This is a genomic window from Pedobacter arcticus A12, from assembly GCF_000302595.1.
Lineage (GTDB): Bacteria > Bacteroidota > Bacteroidia > Sphingobacteriales > Sphingobacteriaceae > Pseudopedobacter > Pseudopedobacter arcticus.
In genome coordinates, this window is record NZ_JH947127.1 from 218,449 (window position 1) to 233,059 (window position 14,611).

The 14,611-nt window shown below is 36.5% G+C and carries 17 protein-coding genes; 11 read left to right on the forward strand and 6 right to left on the reverse strand.

The window, feature by feature from the left end:
* Positions 1-58: 58 nt before the first annotated feature.
* Complete coding sequence (locus B176_RS19550; RefSeq protein WP_017259161.1) at positions 59-667, forward strand: TIGR04282 family arsenosugar biosynthesis glycosyltransferase; 609 nt, start codon at positions 59-61, stop codon at positions 665-667.
* Here the strand turns inward: B176_RS19550 and B176_RS0112520 are convergent.
* The 4 genes from B176_RS0112520 to B176_RS0112540 all read right to left on the reverse strand — a co-directional run bounded on the left by B176_RS0112520 (position 664) and on the right by B176_RS0112540 (position 3,703).
* Positions 664-1,137, reverse strand: a complete 474-nt coding sequence (locus tag B176_RS0112520) for a GAF domain-containing protein (RefSeq protein WP_017259162.1) — start codon at positions 1,135-1,137, stop codon at positions 664-666. The two genes, B176_RS19550 and B176_RS0112520, sit on opposite strands and share 4 nt — an antisense overlap.
* 460 nt (positions 1,138-1,597) lie before the next feature.
* A complete protein-coding gene (locus B176_RS0112530) occupies positions 1,598-2,326 on the reverse strand; it encodes a Dph6-related ATP pyrophosphatase (RefSeq protein WP_017259164.1) in 729 nt (242 codons plus the stop codon).
* Positions 2,319-3,011, reverse strand: a complete 693-nt coding sequence (locus B176_RS0112535) for an SIR2 family NAD-dependent protein deacylase (protein ID WP_017259165.1) — start codon at positions 3,009-3,011, stop codon at positions 2,319-2,321. The genes B176_RS0112530 and B176_RS0112535 overlap by 8 nt, the downstream gene beginning before the upstream one ends.
* Before the next feature lie 137 nt (positions 3,012-3,148).
* Positions 3,149-3,703, reverse strand: coding sequence for a pyridoxamine 5'-phosphate oxidase family protein (locus B176_RS0112540; RefSeq protein ID WP_017259166.1), 555 nt, complete (start codon positions 3,701-3,703; stop codon positions 3,149-3,151).
* Between the two features lie 152 nt (positions 3,704-3,855).
* Between B176_RS0112540 and mgrA the strand changes: the two genes are divergently transcribed.
* The 7 genes from mgrA to B176_RS0112575 all read left to right on the forward strand — a co-directional run bounded on the left by mgrA (position 3,856) and on the right by B176_RS0112575 (position 9,254).
* Entirely contained in the window at positions 3,856-4,845 is a 990-nt protein-coding gene (mgrA, locus tag B176_RS0112545) for an L-glyceraldehyde 3-phosphate reductase (RefSeq protein ID WP_017259167.1), read from the forward strand.
* Positions 4,846-4,987: 142 nt separating this feature from the next.
* Positions 4,988-5,785 (forward strand): nucleoside triphosphate pyrophosphohydrolase, encoded by a 798-nt coding sequence (gene mazG / locus B176_RS0112550; RefSeq protein ID WP_017259168.1) that lies wholly within the window; start codon positions 4,988-4,990, stop codon positions 5,783-5,785.
* Positions 5,786-5,838: 53 nt separating this feature from the next.
* Positions 5,839-6,291, forward strand: a complete 453-nt coding sequence (locus B176_RS20325; RefSeq protein WP_017259169.1) for a hypothetical protein — start codon at positions 5,839-5,841, stop codon at positions 6,289-6,291.
* Positions 6,292-6,307: 16 nt separating this feature from the next.
* Complete coding sequence (locus tag B176_RS0112560) at positions 6,308-6,877, forward strand: RNA polymerase sigma factor (protein WP_017259170.1); 570 nt, start codon at positions 6,308-6,310, stop codon at positions 6,875-6,877.
* Complete coding sequence (locus tag B176_RS0112565) at positions 6,861-8,180, forward strand: hypothetical protein (RefSeq protein WP_017259171.1); 1,320 nt, start codon at positions 6,861-6,863, stop codon at positions 8,178-8,180. Before B176_RS0112560 ends, B176_RS0112565 begins: the two co-directional genes overlap by 17 nt.
* 96 nt (positions 8,181-8,276) lie before the next feature.
* Entirely contained in the window at positions 8,277-8,645 is a 369-nt protein-coding gene (locus tag B176_RS0112570) for a hypothetical protein (RefSeq protein WP_017259172.1), read from the forward strand.
* Between the two features lie 186 nt (positions 8,646-8,831).
* Positions 8,832-9,254, forward strand: coding sequence for a hypothetical protein (locus B176_RS0112575; protein WP_017259173.1), 423 nt, complete (start codon positions 8,832-8,834; stop codon positions 9,252-9,254).
* Positions 9,255-9,408: 154 nt separating this feature from the next.
* On the opposite strand, the gene B176_RS0112580 is transcribed toward B176_RS0112575, so the two are convergent.
* Positions 9,409-10,629: an ABC transporter permease gene (locus B176_RS0112580; protein ID WP_026063314.1), complete on the reverse strand. Its 1,221-nt coding sequence runs from the start codon at positions 10,627-10,629 to the stop codon at positions 9,409-9,411.
* A 59-nt stretch (positions 10,630-10,688) separates the two neighbouring features.
* Between B176_RS0112580 and B176_RS0112585 the strand changes: the two genes are divergently transcribed.
* The 3 genes from B176_RS0112585 (at position 10,689) to B176_RS0112595 (ending at position 13,650) form a co-directional block, all read left to right on the forward strand.
* Entirely contained in the window at positions 10,689-11,933 is a 1,245-nt protein-coding gene (locus B176_RS0112585; RefSeq protein WP_017259175.1) for an exo-beta-N-acetylmuramidase NamZ family protein, read from the forward strand.
* Between the two features lie 70 nt (positions 11,934-12,003).
* Positions 12,004-12,918 (forward strand): methionyl-tRNA formyltransferase, encoded by a 915-nt coding sequence (gene fmt, locus B176_RS0112590; RefSeq protein ID WP_202803350.1) that lies wholly within the window; start codon positions 12,004-12,006, stop codon positions 12,916-12,918.
* 90 nt (positions 12,919-13,008) lie between these two features.
* Positions 13,009-13,650, forward strand: a complete 642-nt coding sequence (locus tag B176_RS0112595; protein WP_026063315.1) for a DUF4377 domain-containing protein — start codon at positions 13,009-13,011, stop codon at positions 13,648-13,650.
* Between the two features lie 83 nt (positions 13,651-13,733).
* On the opposite strand, the gene B176_RS0112600 is transcribed toward B176_RS0112595, so the two are convergent.
* Positions 13,734-14,582 (reverse strand): aminotransferase class IV, encoded by an 849-nt coding sequence (locus B176_RS0112600; protein WP_017259178.1) that lies wholly within the window; start codon positions 14,580-14,582, stop codon positions 13,734-13,736.
* Positions 14,583-14,611 lie beyond the last annotated feature (29 nt).

Consider the following 14,611-nt stretch of genomic DNA (forward strand, 5'->3'; position numbering starts at 1 on the left):
GAGTTTAGTATAAAACTGTATCTTTTTTTGAGCCACAGCTATTTGTTTAAAGCATTTTATGAATAAAGAAGCCATCATTATTTTTTTAAAATATCCTGAGTTGGGCAGGTCAAAAACTCGCCTAGCCTCTACCGTTGGAAACAAGAACGCACTTAAAGTTTACCAAGAACTACTAAACCATACAAATCTCATTACCAAAAACTTAAACGCAGACAAGTTTTTGTTTTACGATAAAGTTTCTGAAAATAAAATGCCTTGGGGCGATGAGATTTATTTTAGCGCTTACCAAAAAGAAAGTGATTTGGGTGGCAGAATGCAGGACGCCTTTACTCAGGTTTTATCCAAAGGTTACGAGCGTGTTTTAATTATTGGATCTGATTGTTACGAGCTAAGTCAGCGTGATATTGAAGATTCATTTCAGTCGCTCAAAACCAAGGACGCGGTGATTGGCCCGGCAAAGGACGGTGGCTATTATTTGTTAGGCTTAAACAAGATGATTCCCCAATTGTTTAGCGACATAGCTTGGAGCACCAACGAAGTATATCGCACTACCGTTAACGTTTTAGAAAATTTACGAATAAGCTACCACGTGGGCATAACATTATCAGACATAGATACCATTGATGATTTGCCAGATGAGTTAAAAAATATTTTAGACGATTATTAAAACTCAATCAAGTCTATTATTCTTTGCAGTCCTTCCTGATCATCCTTATCGAAAAAACTCAGGTGTTCGCTATCAACATCTAAAACACCTATAATTACATCATTGCTATAAATAGGAATTACTATTTCCGACTTGGACAAACTACTGCAAGCAATGTGACCCTCGAACGCATCAACATCATCAACTATCAGTGTTTTTGCATTTTGCCAAGCTGCACCACAAACACCCTTACCTTTTTGTATACGCGTACAGGCAACTGGCCCCTGAAAAGCATTCAGAACCAATTGATCACCTTTAATCAGGTAAAAACCAACCCAAAACCAGTTAAACTGTTCTTTTAATGCCGCACAAACATTTCCTAAGTTTGCTGTTAAATCGGTTTCTCCAGTAATTAAAGCCTCAATTTGTGGTGTTAGTAATTGATACTGCTCTTTTTTAGTTCCACTGTTAATCGTTAAATCTTCTGCCATTTTCTTTTGCTATTCTGTTCAAATATCATCAATTAAAACCCAACAAAGAAGATTTACATTTTAATGTAACGTGGGTTTTTGATATAACAAACCGATTATCAATTTATTTATAATAAATCATATCAGAATAATGCAGATTACGGCTGTTTCTCATTCAGTCCAGCCGAAGCACAGACTAAAGTTCACATTATCTTCGACATGAGAACTTTGCGGTACAGGTGAACTGAGTAAAAGCACCGCCTTCTTAGCAAAGGGCGTAGTCGAGAGTTTTTTGTTTACTTTTTGCGGAAAAAATTGCGAAGCACTCTTGAATGCCGAACAAAGAAATAAACAAATAATGAAAAAAGTAAATGCCATTGCCCGGCATGAGGGCAGAAAAGGCTGTGCTGAAAAGGCATTAGCGACAGAATTCACGTTAATGTAGATTATTTAGAGAGCGTTATAAGAGGTGTCTTTTCATCTAATTCGCCAATAAATCAACATACCAAAACCCCGAGTTTTCTGATTGCGTAATAGCTATATCTCCACAAGTATCAGTCGAATTTTTAGGAGCTTTAAAAGCTTTGAAAACCTTCTCTCCTAGCGTATATTTTATGGGCTTGCTAAATATCGGTCCATCAAAAGCGAAAGTATGGAATTCTCCATTTTCTCCGCAAACATCCATATCTTCAGAAAAAGTTCGAATAAGCTCTTGGTTTATCTCCTCTCCCAACAAATTGCCGTACTTCTCTTGGGTACAAACGATAACAGTTTTAAACCCAAACGCTAAAAACTCATCTACAACGGCTCGCGTATCACGTTTCCATAATGGGAATAAGGCCGTTAAACCAACTTCCGCCAACTTATCTTCTCTATACTTACGTAAATCCTCCAAAAGAATATCTCCAAAAATGGAATGTATAATTCCTTCGAACTTAAATTTACGCAGATGTACACGCATAGTTTCATCGTAAGTCTGCATATCGGGCATTCCTGGTAAACGAATCTCGTAGAGCTCAATCCCTATCTCTTCTGCTTGCTGTTTTAACAACTCGTAACTAACGCCATGCATGGATATGCGGTTCACGCTATCGTTGATAGTGGTAACTAAGTAACGAATATCTAAATTGGGATCTTGCAAGCAATGATACAATGCCAATGCCGAGCCTTTGCCGCCGCTCCAATTAAAAACACATTTAAGCTTATTCATTTTTAATTAGTTCAGATACCAGTACAGGCACACCAACACTAGCCTTTTCTTCGATTTTAACGATGTTTTTTGGTAGGTTAACATTGGGAATCTTTGGGTCGATGATGTAAACTGGTGTACCGGGTTTTGCCAATTCCAATAAACCAGATGCAGGGTAAACCGCCAAAGAACTCCCCACTAAAATTACAATATCAGCTTGTGGCATTTCATGCATTGCCTTGCTAATCATGGGCACAGCTTCACCAAACCAAACTACATGCGGACGCAATTGAGACCCTAATTCACACAACTCACCCATTTCTATGGTTGGCTTCTGTAATTTATAAAGAAGCGCTGCATTTTTTGAGGAACGGGAATAAACAATTTCTCCATGTAAATGCATCACTACCTTTGACCCTGCTTTTTCGTGTAAATCATCGATGTTCTGCGTAATAATTAGCGTACCGAAATGCTTTTCGAGCTCGGCCAAAGCTAAATGTGCCGCGTTTGGCTTTGCTTCTAAAACCGCCTTCCTTCGCTCATTATAAAAGTTTTGTACTAAAACAGGATTACGAGCCCAAGCCTCTGGTGTAGCAACATCTTCTACGTTATAACCTTCCCAAAGGCCATCTGCATCTCTAAAAGTTTGCAAACCACTTTCAGCAGAAATCCCAGCCCCGGTTAAAATGATAATTTTCTTTTTCATTCGTCGAATTCCTAAAACACAAATATAAACATCCATAGCTCACAAGCTCGGCAAAATGTCCCTCTTTAAAATCCAGCTCATAAAAAAACTGCCTTAAATCATCTTTAAGGCAGTTGATAAAAAATTTGTTGAAAGTTTTAAATATCCAATTTACCTTCTACACTATCATCCATCTGCTTACCAATAACCAAAGAAGTGACCATTTTAGCAAACGAAACCAATTCGCCATGTTTGGTATCCCAATAATAAACGCTAGTTGGTGTAACTTTTAAAAGACAGATATTCGGATCTTCCTTTCCTCCTGGAAACCAAACATTTAATAATGGATTCCAAAGCTCGTCAATCTTAGCTTGGTCTTCAACAATATCTGTAATTCCATAAATGTTTAAAAAGCCAGAGTTTTTGTTTTCCTGGAAAAACAAGTGTGTAAACGGGTCTGCTTCAATCTCCTCTTTCTTATGGCTGTCCTTTCCGCTCATAAACCACAAACTTCCTTCGTCGTCTACTTGCAGTACAGACATTGGCCTTACAGACATAGGAACCCCAGTTTTAATACTGGTACAGAAAAAACAATTTTCCGCACTTTTAGCAATATCTTTTAATTTATCAATTGCCTCTTTTCCATGAAGATTTTTCTCGTGTTCTTTTTTATCCGCCTCAGAACTTCCAGCGTTATGATGTGTGTGTGACATAGGTTATATTTTTAAATTAACTGATACCCTATAAAAGCAAATAACAAACCAAGTTTGCCCTTGGGTGCTTAAAAAAACACTTTAGCTTTTTAAATAAAACAGTTACTTTAGCTCATATTGTTATAAAACAACTATAAACAACACTGTAAAAAATGACTTATTTAGCTAAAGCCGACAGATATACGGATATGATTTACCGCCGTTGCGGAAACAGTGGACTCAAGCTTTCTGCCCTTTCTTTAGGGCTGTGGCACAACTTCGGAGGCGTAGATGTTTACGAAAATTACCGGGCTATTTTACAATTAGCTTTTGATCGCGGTATTACACATTTTGATTTAGCCAATAATTATGGTCCGCCTCCAGGATCTGCCGAAGAAAATTTTGGGCGTATTCTACATCAAGACTTCAAAAACTACCGCGACGAGCTCATTATCTCTACAAAAGCTGGATACACGATGTGGGACGGACCTTACGGAGATTGGGGTTCTAAGAAATATTTAGTTTCCAGCTTAGATCAGAGCTTAAAACGTATGAATCTCGACTACGTAGATATTTTTTATCATCATCGTCCCGATCCGGAAACACCTTTGGAAGAAACTATGGGAGCGCTAGATTTAATTGTGCGACAAGGGAAAGCTTTATATATAGGCTTAAGTAATTACGAAACACCCGAATTTGAAAAAGCGATAAGCATACTGGATGATTTAGGAACGCCTTGTATAATTCACCAGCCTAAGTATTCGATGTTTGAGCGATGGGTGGAAGATAGCTTATTAGATTCTTTGGAAAAAAACCAAGTTGGTTGCATACCATTTTCGCCTTTAGCGCAAGGTTTATTAACCAATAAATACTTAAATGGCATACCAAGTGACAGCCGCTTGGCAAAAGAACACGGTTTTTTAAACGAGCAATATGCCACAGCGGAAAAAATTGAAAAGGTAAAACAGCTAAATGAAATTGCTGAAGAAAGAGGTCAAACCTTAGCACAGATGGCAATTGCTTGGTTATTAAAAGATGATAGGGTAACCTCTGTTTTGGTAGGTGCAAGTAAACCTACGCAACTTGCCGACTCCTTAAAAGCACTAGACAATATTATTTTTGAGGAAAACGAATTGAGAGCTATTGAAGGAATTTTAGCTTAAAATATTTCGGAAATTATTCAGAAAACCTACGGCAAACCGTAGGTTTTTTGTTTTGTCATAAATCTATCCTAAACCTAAAAACAGCACCCACTAAATATGGTTTAAACTTTAACATCCTTACCTTTGGGCAAAACCACAATCAATGAATGTTTTTGAACAACAACACCAACCTGCAAAAGCCTTTGAACGTCTTTTAGCCATCATGGATGATTTAAGGACGCAATGTCCGTGGGATAAAAAGCAGACCATGGAAACTTTGCGTCACCTCACTATTGAAGAAACATACGAGCTTTCTGATGCGATTTTAGAAGGCGACATGACCGAGATCAGAAAAGAGTTGGGTGATTTGATGTTGCATTTGGTTTTTTACGCTAAAATTGGCTCAGAAACGAATGATTTTAATATTTCGGATGTTTTAAACGGCATCTGCGAAAAGCTAATCAACCGCCATCCACATATTTACAGCGACACCATTGCAGAAACGGAAGAACAGGTAAAGCAAAACTGGGAACAAATTAAACTAAAAGAAGGTAATAAATCGGTTCTCGCGGGAGTTCCCTCTTCCCTACCTGCTTTGGTAAAAGCTTCCAGAATACAAGAAAAAGCAAGAGGTGTAGGATTTGATTGGGAAGAAAAAGAACAAGTTTGGGCTAAAGTTGAAGAGGAACTGCAAGAGTTTAAAGACGAGTTTAACGTGGTTGACAATCAAGAGATTGATAAAGAAAAAGCCGAAGGTGAATTTGGAGATTTGTTGTTCTCGCTGATCAATTACGCCCGTTTCATCAACATTAACCCAGAAGACGCTTTAGAAAAAACCAACCGCAAGTTTATCAAACGCTTTCAGTACTTAGAATCTAAAGCAAGTGGAATGGGTAAAGATTTAAAAGACATGAGTTTAACAGAGATGGACGTTTTCTGGAACGAAGCAAAAAAAATGTAACAACTGTATCAGTTACCTTGTCTATAACGTATTTGTATTTAAAAGGGGGAATTATGTATTTAAACAATTATCAATCTTCTATTTTTGGGATAGCAATCTTAGGATTACTGTCTTTTATTGCATGCGAGCAAACTATCGAAACTAATAAAGTTGTTGATTTCGGCGCTAAAGCAACACTTTATCAAGCTAAGAGTGTGTGGTTTGGTACTGATACTTTAACGGGGATGCATGTTACCGTTGAAGAGATTGCGGATAGCAGATGTGCTGAAGATGTTCAATGTGTATGGGCTGGCGAGGCGAAAGTAAAACTACTAGCTACAAGTAAAACTGATACCGTAGCATTAGATTTAATCATTTCCCCAGAAAAAAACTCAAAAACCGACACACTAAGTTTTGGTTTAAATGATAAAAACTATAAAGCCTTACTTTATTCAGTCGATCCCTATCCGAATACCAAAATTAAGGGTGTAAAATCTGCTACGTTCACTATTTTAAAATCAGATTAACAATATAAATAGCTGAATGCGGAAACCTTATAGCGATTATAGCGAGCAGGAATTAATTGACCGATGCAGAAAAGATGACAGTAAAGCTCAAGAAATGCTTTACAAACGCTTTTACGCATACGCTATAGCTATTTGCATGCGCTATTGTATCAATAGAGACGATGCTTTAGAAGCTGTAAACGATGCTTTTATCAAACTTTTTAAAACCATAAAAACGTTTGAACACAATCGTTTAATAAAACCTTGGTTTAGGCAAATTGTTGTAAACTCGGCAATTGACAATAGGCGGAAAAATTTGAAACATGCCAACGTTTTAGATATTGAGGATGCGGATGAGCCCATTACCAACCACAACATCATCAGTAAAATAAACGCCGAAGAAATTTTAGGATTGTTAAAAGATTTACCAGAAATGCACAGGGTTGTTTTTAACCTTTACGAGATTGACGGTTACACACATGAAGAAATTGCTGATATATTAGAAATGCCTTCCAGCAGTTCTAGGGTGTATTTATCAAGAGCAAAAGAGAAATTAAGAAAATTAGTAAATGCTCATTTTTATTTGAATTATGAACGAGCAATTTGATAGAACTTTAAGAAACCACATTAGAGATACATTTGATCATTACGATGATTTAATGGCGGATGATGGGTGGAATAAATTCCAGAAACAGAAAAACAGAAAAAAACGCGGTTTGATTCTTTGGTATGCCTTACCAAGCGGTATTGCGGCAGCTTTGACTTTATTGTGGATTTTCAATATCGCCACCAATAATGCTGTACAACCAACGGGTAAAAATATTGCTCAACATAAAGCTTCAAAACCGATAGAGACGATTTCAAAAGGTTCAAACGAAACAGTTGAAAGTTCCAGCGCTTTTGGAAAGCAAGCACACACCCCAACAACGGCATTAAAAAAAGAAATTAAGCCTACTATAAATCAGAACAAATCTGTTGAAAACATTGTTAGTATTTCGGCTACTAACAGCAGAGCCAAGCTTAGTTTAGTTAGCACACATCAAATAAACTTTAACAGTTTTAAAGCTGATGATACAGCGCAGGGATTATTGCTAGATGAGTATAGTTTTAAAAACAGGGATGCTCAAAAAATTGACAATCGAACGTATTTAGCTTTTAAAACAGATTTATTAAAAAACACGGATATTTATCCAAAATCGGCTACTTCACCAAATAAAAAAGAAGAAAAAAAGAAAAACAACAGCTTAAATTTCGCAGTTGACGCAAACACTTTTTATAGTTTCACTTCTACGGGCCTTAACAATGATCTAAACTTAGGAATAGGTGTTTTATCAGAATTAAAGTTGAGTAAATATTTAAGTATTAACTCTGGTATCAGTATAAACAGACAAAGTGCTGTTTACCAAAACTCAGAACAGAGCGGGGGTTCACAGGGTTTTGCCAGTCCTCCGGAATCGCCAAATGCTTCTATATCACAGATAGGAAAACAAAGTATTTCTGTAAGTGAAGGTGTAAGAACCAACGCTAAGCTGGTGGGTTTTGATATTCCTATAAATTTAAAATACAACATCCCCTTGGGGAAAGTAAAAACGTTCATCTCAACTGGAGTTAGCTCATACAGTTTGCTTAACCAAAGTTACGTTAACGACCTGTCTGTGATAAACTATTCGTTAACCAGCGCTCCCACAACAACGGTTTTAAGAAGCGTTGAGGAAGAACAAGATCCTGCTTTTAGTAACTTTCAATTTGCCCGTACTGTTAATTTTTCTTTTGGAGTTTTATATCCTGTTAGTAGTAAAAACAGTATTTCTGTAGAGCCTTTTGTAAAATATCCAATTGCGGGTTTTGGCAATAGAGATTTAGAGATTGGATCTGGAGGAATTAGCTTTAAGCTGAATTTTGGGAAATAGAGAGAGCCTCACCCCCAACGCTCTCCGAAAGAGAGGGAGCTGATTTTGTTAAAGGATATATTTAAGTGTTAGCGGGCATTTTAAAAGGACGACAATATGAAAAATCAAATTAAACTTTTAGCAATTTTCACCTTGACACTGATGTTGTCAGTTGGGATTTCAAGTTGTAAAAAAGATAACTTTGAAAACAAACAGACTCTAAAAAAACTCTACAACACCTACAAAAACGGAGAAATTAGTGAATGTAAACACAACGGACAGACGGTTTACATTGCAGGATTGAACGCTTATGACGCGGGAGGGGCAATTTACGACAAAGATGGAAAACAAGTCGGAACTTGTAACTACGCTTGGGGAAAACCAGACGCTATATGCGGACAATTAACAGATTGTAAAACGATTTACAGAGTTAAAGACAACATATGGGGACAACCAGCAGTTAACAAATATGGACTTGGTAAATAATTTACAGAAGTTTAAAGCAAAACTATTTCTATAGACCAAAATAGATAAAAACCGGCATTATATCATGACCAAGAAACACATCAGACACGCTACTGAGAACTGTCGTTAGCGGGCATTGCTAATGAAAACATATAATGGTTTACAAAAATATCTACTGACCAGAAAAAACATAAACTTTTTTAAAATATGCAAACAAGGAAATTAAAATTGAGGAATATTATCGCAATAGCAATCTGTCTCGTAGGCTTAACAGTATTTTCGGGTTGTAAAAAAGAAACCGCAGTAGAGTCGTCGATTATCGGGAAGTGGGTCACTTCTAGCCCGAATTTAAATCATAACGACACAATACACTTTACGTCAGGTATGAGGATAGAAGATTATTTTGTATTTGCACATATAACTTTATACTCTTCAAATTCTTATTACTTCACCTATTCTTTAACAGAAAGTAATATTAAAATAACAAGCCATCAACCCGGAAGTGCGGAATTTAGCGAAACGTTTGAATATACTATAAATGGTAATTCACTTACAATTAGAGGATTTAATAATCCTTTCTCTCTTACGAATGAAGCGAGAACAGATGTCCATTTTACAAAAGTTGAGTAAAAAACCTTAATAAAAACACCTAACAAGGTGTTGCCAAAATGGAGGAGAAATTGGCTCTGTGGAACTCACAAATTTTCAAACCGAAGTATAATATCTATTACGTAGATAAATATCAATCTTTTACATTTTTGGATTTACAGAACTTCACAAAAACTCACTTAAAAGCTATTGCTTTTACCGGAGAAATACGAGTGACTAATAACGACGGAATCAATAGCACCAAAAGGCAAATCAGCAGTGTACCTGCGTTGATCATGAGTATATCTGCAAACTCAAGCTGTACCGGAATAAACTTCATGTAATAGGAAGCTTCATCTAAAGTAAAAAAGTGCGTTTGTTGCTGTAAAACCCCTAATCCTATACCAAAAACATTCCCAAGCAACATGCCAATACCTACTAAGTAAAGCGCATTATAAAGAAATATTTTACGGATGCCCCAATTGGTTTCTCCTAAAGCTTTTAAAAGTCCGATCATATTGGTGCGCTCCAAAATCATAATCAATAGTGCAGAAATCATATTGATAACAGCTACAATCAGCATCAAAAATAAAATCACCTGAGCGTTAACATCTAACAAAGAAAGCCAGTCGAAAATTATTGGATAATTGTCCTTAACGTTTACTGTTTTTATTTCGGGTGGTAAAAAATCACTCAAAGTATAGGTAAACTGATCTAATTTAGAGAAATCGTTAACCCGCACTTCGTAGCCTCCAACCTCGTCATCAGCCCAGTTGTTCAGCTTCCTAATCAGTGCCATATCACCAATTACATACGTTTTATCAACTTCTTCTACACCGGTGTTGTAAATACCAACAATATCAAATTTCCTTTTACGTAAAGATTCCTGTACAAAATACATCAGAAAATCGTCACCCACTTTAAGGTTTAGGCGCTTTGCCAATACATCGGAAATGATGATCTGTTTGCTGGCATTTATGGAATCGGAAAAATCAATTGTTTTACCTGCAATCAGGATATTTTTAAAGTAATTCCAATCGTAGGTATGGTCAATACCTTTTAAAATTACACCTTCTACTTCGCTATTTGCTTTAATAATCCCAGGCTTGTTAGCAAATGGCACCACATGCATTACGCCGTTTAAACTTTTGGCCTTATTTAAGTTGCTGTTTGGCAGCGTAAATGGTGAGTTCTCAAACGAGGAATTTAAATCGTACTTAACAAACTGAATATCTCCGTTAAAGCCTCTAACTTTTTCTCTAATTTCTGATTTAAAGCCCTTTACAATTGCAACGGATAAAATCATCACGCCCAAGCCCAACATAATCCCTACAATTGCAATACGCACAATTAGTTTAGAAAAAGTCCGTTCAGCTTGTAAAGAGATGCGTTTAGCTATAAATAATCCTAAATTCAAGGGCTTTTGTTTATTTTTATAATCGCAAATATGCAACCATTAAAATAAAAACAGAAAATATGTTAGGTTTAAAAAACAGGACTACTTACTTTTTACTTTTTCCACTCATCACTTTGCTAAGCTGCAATTCTTGTAGCGCTGGCGTTTTAACTCAAACACAACCTAAAACAACAAGTATATCCGGTGAAACCATAAATGGAAAAATATTGACCGGTGCTGACCAAACTAGCAAATATTTACCGCTACTAAAAGGTAAACGGGTAGGTTTGGTGATTAACCAAACTGCAGAAATTAATGGCGTAGCTTTGGTTGACACGTTAAAAAGTATGGGCATTGCTATTAAAGCTATTTTTGGTCCCGAACACGGTTTTAGAGGTACTGCAGATGCAGGAGAAAAAGTAGGCAATTACATCGACAAAAAGACTGGGTTTCCGGTTATTTCTTTATACGGCGCTAAAAGTGCTCCTTCAAAAGAAGATCTAAAAAATATTGACATCATGGTTTTCGACATTCAAGATGTGGGTGCCCGTTTTTATACCTACACCATTACCATGGCGGCCGTAATGCAAGCTTGTGCAGACAGTAAAGTGCCATTAATTATCCTTGATCGGCCGAACCCAAACGGTGGCTTGATCGATGGACCTATTTTAGACCCGAAATTTAAATCGGGTGTAGGAATGCATGCTATACCAATTGCACACGGTTTAACCAATGGCGAATTTGCCCAAATGGTTAACGGACAAGGTTGGTTAAAGAATGGTGTTAAATGTGATTTAACCGTAATCAAAAACGAGAATTACAACCATAACATGACTTATATTTTACCAGTAAAACCATCACCCAACCTTCCGAACAACCGTTCTATTTATTTATACCCAAGCTTATGCCTATTTGAAGGGACAAACATTAGCCAAGGACGAGGCACAGAATTCCCTTTCCAAGTGTTAGGAAGCCCTTTGCTAAAAGGAAAGTACAAATTTAGCTTTACACCAAAAAGCATTGATGGGATGAGCAAAAACCCACCGCTAGAAAACCAGGTTTGTTATGGTATAGATTTTAGAACGGTGGACGAACAAAAGTTAAAAGATGCAAAAGAGCTGGATCTTAAATTATTGATTGATTTATACCAGGCATATTCGGATAAACCTAACTTTTTTAATTCCTTTTTTAATAAATTGGCAGGCAACAATGTTTTAATGCAACAAATTAAATCGGGAAAAACAGAAGCCGAAATTAGAGCAAGCTGGAAAACAGATTTGGACGCTTATAAGCTGATGCGGAAAAAGTATTTATTGTACAATTAAGTTAGGTTGTTAGTTGGTTAGGGGTTAGATTGTTGGGGGAAAGCATCTCTTTTAAGAAATAAAAAACACGATGAGAATTATATTTATGGGCACACCCGATTTTGCGGTGGCCTCTTTAAAAGCATTATTAGAAGCCGGAGAAAATATTGTAGGTGTAATTACGGCGCCTGATAAACCGGCTGGTCGCGGACAAAAAATCAACGAATCTGCGGTAAAAAAATTCGCGGTAGAGCATCACTTAAATGTTTTACAACCAGAAAAACTTAAAAACCCCGAATTTTTAGAACAGCTAAAAGCTTTAAAAGCGGATTTACAAGTGGTAGTAGCTTTTAGAATGTTACCTGAGGTAGTTTGGGCGATGCCGAAATACGGAACCATCAATTTACATGCTTCGTTATTGCCACAATACCGTGGCGCCGCTCCTATTAATTGGGCAATTATCAATGGCGAAAAAGAAAGCGGTGTGACTACATTTTTTTTAAAACACGAAATTGATACTGGTGATGTACTGCTTTCTGAAAAAGTGAGCATTACGCAGGAGATGACTGCTGGAGATTTACACGACGCATTAATGGAAACAGGCGCAGGCTTGTTAACAAAAACTGTTTCAGCGATTGCTAAAAACGAATACCAAGAAAAACCACAAGCTACTTTTAATGAAAAAACGTTAAAACACGCACCTAAAATATTTAAAGAAGATTGTAAAATTGATTGGAACAACAGCAACGAACAGGTTTATAATTTGATTAGAGGTTTAAGCCCTTATCCTTCGGCCTATACTACTTTTTTAGATAAAGGACTAAAGATTTATATCGCCGAACAGGAGAATACTAAACCTGAGATTACTGCTGGTGAATTCGTGAGCGACGGCAAAACGTTTTTAAAATTTGCCACGCAAAATGGTTTTATATCCGTTAAGGAAATTCAGCAAGAAGGCAAAAAGAAAATGCTAATAGGAGATTTTTTACGCGGTATTAGGATGTAGAAACCTTCTGATGGTTAAAGGGTAAAAGATATAGCTGTATCAGATTACAAATCCTGGTCGTATATAACTAAAAACCAAAAAATCATTTAAATGAAGAAACTAAGCCTATTCCTAAGCATCGCTGTTATTAGCGTACTATTATTGAGCTGTACTAAAAATCAGGGCGACAAGGAGAAAATTGTGGAGATGACCATTTACCCAGAAACAGGGCATGGAGCATCGATTATGAGTGATATCTGGACCGAACCATTGGTGTTTTCAGATTCTGATGACCCTCAAAAATCTAATTTAAGTAGTATAATTATCGAAAACTTTGATTTCGATTATGAAAGAGGCTACGAGTATAAATATAAAGTAAAAAAGATTTGGTTGAAGAATCCTCCACAGGATGTATCGTCCATTAAGTACATTTTTATCAAACAACTTTCAAAAACAAAAGTAATTATAACAGATAGCGAAAAAAACATACAACTTTTGGTATCGCCAGAAACTGTAAAGTTTACCCCGAAATTTCCAAAAGAGTTAGAAAGCGATGGAAGCCTAAAGATTTATAATGCACTGCGTGTAAACGAAGTAAATACCAATAACTGGATGGCGCTTAAAACTATAGAGGGGTTTGACTTTGAAGCAGGTTTTACATATACACTAAACGTAAAAAAGACAACCACGGCTGAGCCTTATGCTGTAAAATATGTGTTGGTGAGTGTTTTATCAAAAGAGAAAAAGAATTAAAACACGACATTATTTAGCAGAGTACTTTAAATACCTATTGTGTTCTGCTAATTAAAAGTAAAAACGAACTATGCGATATAATCCTAGCCCTTAACCTTCTTGTTCAGCTTATCAATCAAAAGCCTCGAAACTTCATTAAAATAGCGTTTACGGTTAAAACCCATTACCCACTGTATGCCCATTGCAGCATTGGTAATAAACACTTCTTCCACCTCATCTAAAATTTCTGAGTTTATTTGAGCCTCAATCATATTTAAATTGTTGTCTGTGGCCAATTGCATAACCACATTGCGCATTACACCAGCAACACAACCTTCGCTTAGTGCGGGTGTGTAAATTTGCCCTTTGTAAACCAGAAATACATTTGCGCTAATGGTTTCGCATAAAAACCCATTCTGGTTTAAAATAAACACCTCATCTAAACGCATCTGTTGTTTATAAATACCTGCCATTACGTAAGGCAAAGCATTACAGGTTTTTATGTTCGAAAGTTTGTTTACGGATTTTGGAATATCCTCGTAAATATCCATAATCAATCCTTTACCGTTGATCTCGTAAAACGGAGAATCTAAAGCAACAAGTTCTATGGTATAGGCGCTTTTGTTTTGGGTTGGTGTGTATAAACCGTCCGAATCGCGAAAAACGTTAAATCGTATGCGGGCATTTTTTAAATTCTTATTCCTTTTACAGATTTCGTCTACCTTTTCACGTAAAAAATAGCTATCGAAATTCGAATATCCTTCCAGCTTTAAAGTCTTCATACCTAACTGAAGTCTGTCGGCATGTAAATCGGCAAAATTCAACCGCCCGTTTGCAACACGCATTGTTTCAAACAGACCGTCACCGTACTTAAAACCACGATTGGCAATTGTAAAAATCTTATCGTCCTCTTCTAAAATCTCTCCGTTAAAATTGATAAAGTTTTTTTGCATAAGGCACAAATTTAAGCTTTGGATTTCTT

Coding starts and splice junctions, on each gene's coding strand:
- B176_RS0112530 (WP_017259164.1), bottom strand. CDS start 2,326: ATGAATAAGCTTAAATGTGTTTTTAATTGGAGCGGCGGCAAAGGCTCG.
- B176_RS0112540 (WP_017259166.1), bottom strand. CDS start 3,703: ATGTCACACACACATCATAACGCTGGAAGTTCTGAGGCGGATAAAAAA.
- B176_RS0112520 (WP_017259162.1), bottom strand. CDS start 1,137: ATGGCAGAAGATTTAACGATTAACAGTGGAACTAAAAAAGAGCAGTAT.
- mazG (WP_017259168.1), top strand. CDS start 4,988: ATGAATGTTTTTGAACAACAACACCAACCTGCAAAAGCCTTTGAACGT.
- B176_RS0112565 (WP_017259171.1), top strand. CDS start 6,861: ATGAACGAGCAATTTGATAGAACTTTAAGAAACCACATTAGAGATACA.
- B176_RS19550 (WP_017259161.1), top strand. CDS start 59: ATGAATAAAGAAGCCATCATTATTTTTTTAAAATATCCTGAGTTGGGC.
- B176_RS0112585 (WP_017259175.1), top strand. CDS start 10,689: ATGTTAGGTTTAAAAAACAGGACTACTTACTTTTTACTTTTTCCACTC.
- B176_RS0112600 (WP_017259178.1), bottom strand. CDS start 14,582: ATGCAAAAAAACTTTATCAATTTTAACGGAGAGATTTTAGAAGAGGAC.
- fmt (WP_202803350.1), top strand. CDS start 12,004: ATGAGAATTATATTTATGGGCACACCCGATTTTGCGGTGGCCTCTTTA.
- B176_RS0112595 (WP_026063315.1), top strand. CDS start 13,009: ATGAAGAAACTAAGCCTATTCCTAAGCATCGCTGTTATTAGCGTACTA.
- B176_RS0112535 (WP_017259165.1), bottom strand. CDS start 3,011: ATGAAAAAGAAAATTATCATTTTAACCGGGGCTGGGATTTCTGCTGAA.
- B176_RS0112575 (WP_017259173.1), top strand. CDS start 8,832: ATGCAAACAAGGAAATTAAAATTGAGGAATATTATCGCAATAGCAATC.
- B176_RS0112570 (WP_017259172.1), top strand. CDS start 8,277: ATGAAAAATCAAATTAAACTTTTAGCAATTTTCACCTTGACACTGATG.
- B176_RS0112560 (WP_017259170.1), top strand. CDS start 6,308: ATGCGGAAACCTTATAGCGATTATAGCGAGCAGGAATTAATTGACCGA.
- mgrA (WP_017259167.1), top strand. CDS start 3,856: ATGACTTATTTAGCTAAAGCCGACAGATATACGGATATGATTTACCGC.
- B176_RS20325 (WP_017259169.1), top strand. CDS start 5,839: ATGTATTTAAACAATTATCAATCTTCTATTTTTGGGATAGCAATCTTA.